The organism is Guyparkeria sp., assembly GCF_046545975.1.
Classification (GTDB): Bacteria; Pseudomonadota; Gammaproteobacteria; order Halothiobacillales; family Halothiobacillaceae; genus Guyparkeria.
The window spans coordinates 1-6235 of the sequence record NZ_JBKGYT010000091.1 but is presented as its reverse complement, the minus strand read 5'-3'; the positions used below and the strand labels follow the sequence as shown (position 1 = coordinate 6235).

At 68.7% G+C, this 6235-nt stretch carries 10 protein-coding genes; 1 reads left to right on the top strand and 9 read right to left on the bottom strand.

Annotation, left to right across the window (positions count from 1 at the left end; translation table 11 throughout):
• The 8 genes from ACLFMY_RS07935 to ACLFMY_RS07900 all read right to left on the bottom strand — a co-directional run.
• A partial coding sequence (locus ACLFMY_RS07935; RefSeq protein ID WP_410764113.1) for a hypothetical protein occupies positions 1 to 518 on the bottom strand: 518 nt, incomplete at its 3' end.
• Between the two features lie 3 nt (positions 519 to 521).
• Positions 522 to 971, bottom strand: coding sequence for a protein TolR (tolR, locus tag ACLFMY_RS07930; protein ID WP_410764112.1), 450 nt, complete (start codon positions 969 to 971; stop codon positions 522 to 524).
• Between the two features lie 3 nt (positions 972 to 974).
• The gene (gene tolQ / locus ACLFMY_RS07925; RefSeq protein ID WP_410764111.1) at positions 975 to 1652 is read right to left on the bottom strand and encodes a protein TolQ; all 678 of its coding nucleotides are present in this window, start codon (positions 1650 to 1652) and stop codon (positions 975 to 977) included.
• The gene (gene ybgC / locus ACLFMY_RS07920) at positions 1649 to 2062 is read right to left on the bottom strand and encodes a tol-pal system-associated acyl-CoA thioesterase (RefSeq protein ID WP_410764115.1); all 414 of its coding nucleotides are present in this window, start codon (positions 2060 to 2062) and stop codon (positions 1649 to 1651) included. The genes tolQ and ybgC overlap by 4 nt, the downstream gene beginning before the upstream one ends.
• Before the next feature lie 2 nt (positions 2063 to 2064).
• Positions 2065 to 3111 carry a Holliday junction branch migration DNA helicase RuvB gene (gene ruvB / locus ACLFMY_RS07915; RefSeq protein WP_410764110.1) on the bottom strand — a complete coding sequence of 349 codons (1047 nt, stop codon included), beginning with the start codon at positions 3109 to 3111 and terminating at the stop codon, positions 2065 to 2067.
• 19 nt (positions 3112 to 3130) lie between these two features.
• Positions 3131 to 3727, bottom strand: coding sequence for a Holliday junction branch migration protein RuvA (gene ruvA / locus ACLFMY_RS07910; protein ID WP_410764109.1), 597 nt, complete (start codon positions 3725 to 3727; stop codon positions 3131 to 3133).
• Positions 3724 to 4395, bottom strand: a complete 672-nt coding sequence (gene ruvC / locus ACLFMY_RS07905) for a crossover junction endodeoxyribonuclease RuvC (RefSeq protein ID WP_410764108.1) — start codon at positions 4393 to 4395, stop codon at positions 3724 to 3726. Before ruvC ends, ruvA begins: the two co-directional genes overlap by 4 nt.
• A complete protein-coding gene (locus ACLFMY_RS07900) occupies positions 4388 to 5128 on the bottom strand; it encodes a YebC/PmpR family DNA-binding transcriptional regulator (RefSeq protein ID WP_410764107.1) in 741 nt (246 codons plus the stop codon). The genes ruvC and ACLFMY_RS07900 overlap by 8 nt, the downstream gene beginning before the upstream one ends.
• Positions 5129 to 5479: 351 nt before the next feature.
• Here ACLFMY_RS07900 and ACLFMY_RS07895 point away from each other — a divergent pair, with 351 nt between their 5' ends.
• Positions 5480 to 5797, top strand: coding sequence for a hypothetical protein (locus tag ACLFMY_RS07895; RefSeq protein WP_410764106.1), 318 nt, complete (start codon positions 5480 to 5482; stop codon positions 5795 to 5797).
• A 145-nt stretch (positions 5798 to 5942) separates the two neighbouring features.
• Here the strand turns inward: ACLFMY_RS07895 and ACLFMY_RS07890 are convergent.
• A partial coding sequence (locus ACLFMY_RS07890) for a hypothetical protein (RefSeq protein WP_410764105.1) occupies positions 5943 to 6235 on the bottom strand: 293 nt, incomplete at its 5' end.

The following is a 6235-nucleotide window of genomic DNA, read 5'->3' as shown; positions in this document are numbered from 1 at the left end:
TCCTTGCGGGCCTTTTCCTCGGCTTCCTTGCGCGCCTGTTCCTCGGCCTCGCGGCGCTTGGCGGCCTCTTCGGCCTCCTTGCGCGCCGCCTCGGCCTCCTCGCGAGCGGCCTCGCGGGCGGCTTCCGCCTCCTCGCGCGCCTTGGCCAGTTCGGCGAGGCGCTGCTCTTCCTCGGTGGCGGCCCGCTCGCGCTCCTCGCGGAGCTTCTGCATCTGCTCGGCCCGGGCCTCCTCGGCCCGGCGGGCGGCGGCCGCCTCCTCGGCGGCCTTCTCGGTCTCGGCCCGCTCGCGCTCACGCGCCTCGCGCTGCTCGCGCATGCGCTCGGCCTGCCGATCGACCGCTTCGGACGAGACCGACTCGGCCTCGATGTTCGGGGTGGGGGTGCTCTCCGCCTCGCCGGCCGGCTTGACCTTCTCCGGCTCCCACAGCTCGTGGAAGACCACGGCCAGCGCCAGGAGCACGTGCAGCAGCACGGCCACGAGCACGGCCACCGGCATGCGGGCAATCATGCGCAGCATGGTCTACTGCCCCTCCTCGTCGGGGGCGGCCGGGTCGGAGTCGGTCACCAGGCCGACCTTGGCCGCCCCGCCCTCCTGGGCGGCCACCATAGCGCGCATGACGGCCTCGTAGTTGGACGACCGATCGCCCTTGACCAGGATCGGGATTTCCGGATCGACCGACCGCGCGGCGGCGACCAGTTCGGTGACGGTCGCCAGGCTCACCGGCGCCTCGGGGTTCTCCGCCTGGTTGACGAAGAACTCACCCTCGCGGTCGACGATGATCAGCAGGGGCGGCTCGTCCTGCTCCTCCAGCGGGGAGGCGGCGGCCTGCGGCGGCTCGACCTCCACGCCCTGCTGCAGCATGGGTGCGGTCACCATGAAGATGACCAGCAGCACCAGCATGACGTCGATGTAGGGAACGACATTGATCTCGGCGACCATGCGTCGTGCCCGTCGCGTGCGCCGCGCCATGGGTCACTTGCCTCCCAGCTGGCGTTGCAGGAGACCCAGGAACTCGTCGATGAAGTTCTCGTAGCGACCGGCCAGCCAGTCGATGCGCTGCGTGTAGCGGTTGTAGGCGATCACCGCCGGGATGGCGGCAAACAGGCCCATGGCGGTGGCGATCAGCGCCTCGGCGATCGGCGGGGCCACCGCCGCGAGCGTGGCGCTCTGCATGGTGCCGAGGTTCATGAACGCGCTCATGATGCCCCAGACCGTGCCGAACAGGCCGACGTAGGGGCTGACCGAGCCGACGGTGGCGAGGAAGGGCACGCCTTCCTCGAGCTGGTCGATCTGGCGATGCTGCGCGACGGTCATGGCCCGTTCGACGCCGTCGATGATCTGGGCCTGACCGCGCCCCTCGACCGCCCGCAGGCGCTGGAACTCGCGGAAACCGGCCTCGAAGACCGCCTCGTGGCCCTCGCGCGGCTGGCCGCCGCGGGACAGGCGGTCATAGAACTCGCTGAGGCTGCCGCCGGCCCAGAAGCTGCCCTCGAACCGGCGCACCCGGGCGACGGCACGCTTGTAGACCCGCGCCTTGTGGATGATCAGGGCCCAGGAGGCGATCGAGGCCAGGATCAGGATGATCAGGACCAGCTGCACCGGCAGGCTGGCGCCGGTGATGAGTTCGACAACGGATGGCTCGGAATTCACGCAAAAGACTCCAGGATCGCCTCGGGGATTGGTTTGGGACGCATCGTGTCGCTGTCGACACAGACCGCGCGTGCCACGACTTCACACAAGACCGCTGAATCGGCCGAATGTTCCACTCGCTGGACGAAGTCGATGGATGCCCCGCGCAGGCAGTCGACCTCGCAGGTGACGTTCAGCGCGTCATTAAATCGTGCCGGCCGACGATATTCAACCGCCACCCGGGCAACGACGAACTGCAGGCGATGGTCGTCGCGAAGCGCATCCTGCTCCCATCCGCGGGCCCGCAACCACTCGGTGCGGGCCCGCTCGCAGAAGTTGAGGTAGCGCGCGTGGTAGACCACTCCACCGGCGTCGGTGTCCTCGTAGTAGACGCGCACCGGCCAGCGAAAGACGTCGTCGGGCCGCTCCACCGTCACGACTCGTCCTCCGTGAGCAGGTCGGGCTGGCCGCCGTTCCACTGCGCCGGCGGCGAGAAGCCGAAGTGCCCCCAGGTCTGGCGGGTGGCCATGCGCCCGCGCGGGGTGCGCACGAGAAAGCCCTGCTGGATCAGGTAGGGCTCGAGGACGTCCTCGATGGTGTCGCGCGACTCGCCGATGGCCGCGGCGAGGTTGTCCAGCCCGACCGGGCCGCCGTCGAACTTGCTCAAAAGGGTCTCGAGCAGGCGGCGGTCCTGGTGGTCGAAGCCGCGCTGGTCGACCTTGAGCATGTCGAGCGCCGCGCTGGCGATCTCGCGATCGACCCGGCCGCCGCTCTTGACGTCGGCGTAGTCGCGCACGCGGCGCAGCAGGCGGTTGGCGATCCGCGGGGTGCCGCGCGAGCGGGCGGCGATCTCGCGCGCGCCCTCGCCGTCCATGTCCAGGTTGGTCAGCCGCGCCGAGCGCTCGACGATGTGCACCAGGTGCTCGACGGCATAGAACTCCAGGCGCTGGATGATGCCGAAGCGGTCGCGCAGCGGGTTGGTGAGCATACCCGCGCGGGTGGTGGCCCCGACCAGGGTGAACGGCGGCAAATCGAGCTTGATCGACCGTGCCGCGGGCCCCTCGCCGATCATGATGTCGATCTGGTAGTCCTCCATCGCCGGGTAGAGGATCTCCTCGACCACGGCCGAGAGGCGGTGGATCTCGTCGATGAACAGCACGTCGCCCGGCTCGAGGTTGGTCAGCAGCGCGGCGAGATCGCCGGGGCGTTCGAGCACCGGCCCGGAGGTCTGCTTGAGGTTGACGCCCATCTCGTTGGCGATGATGTGCGCCAGCGTGGTCTTGCCCAGCCCCGGCGGACCGAAGATCAGGACGTGGTCGAGCGGCTCGCCGCGATTGCGCGCGGCGGGGACGAAGATCTCCATCTGCTCGACGACGGCCGGCTGGCCGATGTAGTCCGCCAGCCGGCGCGGGCGCAGGGCACGCTCGATGGCCTCCTCGTCGGGGCGGTGCTCGGAGCTGACGAAGCGCTGCTCTTCCATGGGTCGGTTCACCGTGGGGTTACTTCACCGTGTGTCGCAGGGCCAGGCGGATCAGGGACTCGGCGTCGTCCGCCCCCTCCTTCTCGGCCCGGGTGATCATGCGGCCGGCCTCGGCCGGCTTGTAGCCCAGCGCCTCGAGGGCGCTGACCGCCTCGTCGCGCGGGTGCTCGACGCCGGGCACGCCACCCGGCAGCCCCGCGGCCGCGGCACCGGCCTCCTTGTCGATCCGGTCGCGCATCTCGATGATCAGCCGCTCGGCGGTCTTCTTGCCGATGCCGGGCACCTTGGTCAGCGCCGTGACGTCCTCGGCCAGCACGCAGTCGCGGAACTGGGCCTCGGACATGCCCGAGAGCACGGCCACCGCCATGCGCGGACCGATGCCCGAGACCTTGACCAGCGCCCGGAACAGGTCGCGCTCGCGGACGGTGGCGAAGCCGTAGAGCAGCTGGGCATCCTCGCGCACCACCAGGTGGGTGTGCAGGGCGACCTCCTCCTGTCCCTGGGTGGCGAAGAACGTGGACATCGGGGCCTCGACCTCGTAGCCCACGCCGTGCACGTCCACCAGCAGGAACGGCGGCTTGCGCGCGAGCACCCGTCCGGCGAGTCGTCCGATCATTTGCGTCCTCCCGATTTGGCCGCGGCGCGCGCCTTGAGCGCGGCGGCATCCATGTCCCGCCAGCCGCGCGAGTCGCTGCGGCGGCGATAGCGCCGTTGCGAGGCCTCTCGCAGGATGGTGCGGGCCTCCTCGTTGCCACTGCCCCCCGCCATCTCGACCCCGCCGAAGGCGTGGCTCCGGTAGCAATGGCACAGGGCCACGGCAGCGGCGTCGGCCCCGTCGGCCGGGGGCAGCGCGTCCAGCCCGGCCAGACGCTGGATCATGTGGGCGACCTGCTCCTTGGTGGCCTTGCCGCTGCCGACCACCGCCTGCTTGACGGTGGCGGGCATGTACTCGCCGACGTCCAGCCGCTGGCGCATGATCGCGGCCAGCGCGGCACCCCGGGCCTGGGCGAGCTTGAGCGAGGACTCCGGGCTGCCGTGCAGGAAGATCTGCTCGATGGCGCACTCGTCCGGTCGGTGCGTCTCGATCCAGTCGGTGACGCAATCGAAAACGCCGCCCATGCGGGCGGCAAAGTCACCGTAACGCGCCAGCGACTGGCTGGCCAGTCCCAAGCAGCGCGCCCGCCCACCGGAGAACTCGATCACCGCCAGCCCCAACACGCGGGAGCCGGGGTCGATGCCGAGCACGCGGCGGCCGGGGCGTTGCGCTGCCCGGGAGTCAGGCATAGGCCTCGTCCGGGATCTCGGCGTTGTGGTAGACCTCCTGGACGTCGTCGAGGTCCTCGAGCATGTCGATCAGCTTGACCACCTTCTCGGCATTCTCGCCCTCGACCGGCGCGCTGGTCGAGGCACGCATGGTGACCTCGCTCTCGGCCGGCGGCAGCCCGGCGTCGATCATGGCCTGCTTGACGTCGCTGTACGTCTCCGGGGTGGTGATCACCTCGATCGAGTTGTCGTCGAACACCTCGATGTCCTCGGCGCCGGCTTCCATCGCCGCCTCCATGATCGGGTCCTCGTCGCTGCCCGGCGGGTAGTAGAGCACCCCGAGCCGGGAGAACAGGAAGGCCACCGAGCCGTCGGTGCCGAGATTGCCGCCGTTCTTGGAAAAGGCGTGGCGCACGTCGGCCACCGTGCGGGTGTTGTTGTCGGTCATGCCGGTGACGTACACGGCCACGCCGCCCGGGCCGTAGCCCTCGAAGGTGACCTCGACGAAGTCCTGGCCCTCGAGGTCACCGGCGCCACGCTTGGCGGCACGCTCGATGGTGTCCTTGGGCATGTTCGCGCCCAGGGCCTTGTCCCAGGCCAGGCGCAGCCGCGGGTTGGCCGCCGGGTCGGCATTGCCGCCCGTGCGCGCGGCCACCGTGATCTCGCGGATGATCTTGGTCCAGAGCTTGCCGCGCTTCTTGTCCTGCGCGGCCTTGCGATGCTTGATGTTCGCCCACTTGCTGTGACCGGCCATTGCTCACCTTTTCTGTTTCTCGCGCCGACAGGCGCGGTCAGGATGCATTCCGAAATTCGCGGCGGCCCTGTCGGAACCGCACTCCGGTCGCTGTCGACCCATGCAGGACAGGCACCTGCGAACACCCGAAACCGATACCCGCACAGGCCGCCAGCGGCCCGTATTCAAGCCGGGATTCTACCACCCCCCGCCACCATCCCGTGTCGGACGGCGGTGATCGCCCGAAAAAAATTTCGCATTGGCTGGAACTTGAAGGCACTCAACGTGACACACGCCCCAGCAGGTCGAAAAACCTGCGCATTGATCGGCAATTCGCCGAACATTTCACAGCAAAGCTGACAAGGTGTTTTTATGAAATTCCGAGCCAAGACGATTGCAGGCGTTATCACCAGCACGGCATTGGCAACGGCCCTAGGCATGGGTGCCGCACATGCCCAGGCCCAGGGAGGAGGCGGACAGGCGCAGGGTGGCGCCGCGCCCCAAGAGCAGCAGCAAGGCGGTGGCGGCGCACCGCCGGCTCAACAGGGCGGCGGTGCGCCACCGGCCGAGCAAGGTGGCCAAGGCGGTCAAGGGGCTCCTGCGCCGCAGCCCGAGGCCGGCGGAGACAAGGACAAAGACAAGGACAAGGACAAGGACAAGGAGAAAGAGGGAGGCGGCTTGGGGATGTAAGTCCTCCCCGGCGGGTCGACCCGATCGACCTGCCGTCGCCTTATACCCGACGCCCGGCACCTTGCCGGGCGTCTTGCGTTAGGGAACGCTACATGGCCTCCGCGTGGCACCCTGCGGGGCTTGCCGGGGCAGCAAAGCCGCAGCATCAAGAACCGCCATGCCGAATGCCCGCGCGACCATCCATCCGCCCGGAGACCACCCCGGCAAACACCATTCTGAAAACTTTATGGCACTTGATCTGGAACTTTAAGGCACTCACCGTGACCCACCAGCCCAGCAGGTCGGAAACCTGCGCGTTGATCGGCAATGCGCCGAACAATTCACAGCAAAGCTGACAAGGTGTTTTATGAAATTCCGAGCCAAGACGATTGCAGGCGTTATCACCAGCACGGCATTGGCAACGGCCGTAGGCATGGGTGCTGCACATGCCCAGGCCCA

Excerpts from the sequence above, each read along its gene's own strand:
- tolR (WP_410764112.1), bottom strand. The coding sequence starts at position 971 with ATGGCGCGGCGCACGCGACGGGCACGACGCATGGTCGCCGAGATCAAT.
- ruvB (WP_410764110.1), bottom strand. The coding sequence starts at position 3,111 with ATGGAAGAGCAGCGCTTCGTCAGCTCCGAGCACCGCCCCGACGAGGAG.
- ruvA (WP_410764109.1), bottom strand. The coding sequence starts at position 3,727 with ATGATCGGACGACTCGCCGGACGGGTGCTCGCGCGCAAGCCGCCGTTC.
- ruvC (WP_410764108.1), bottom strand. The coding sequence starts at position 4,395 with ATGCCTGACTCCCGGGCAGCGCAACGCCCCGGCCGCCGCGTGCTCGGC.
- ACLFMY_RS07900 (WP_410764107.1), bottom strand. The coding sequence starts at position 5,128 with ATGGCCGGTCACAGCAAGTGGGCGAACATCAAGCATCGCAAGGCCGCG.
- ACLFMY_RS07895 (WP_410764106.1), top strand. The coding sequence starts at position 5,480 with ATGAAATTCCGAGCCAAGACGATTGCAGGCGTTATCACCAGCACGGCA.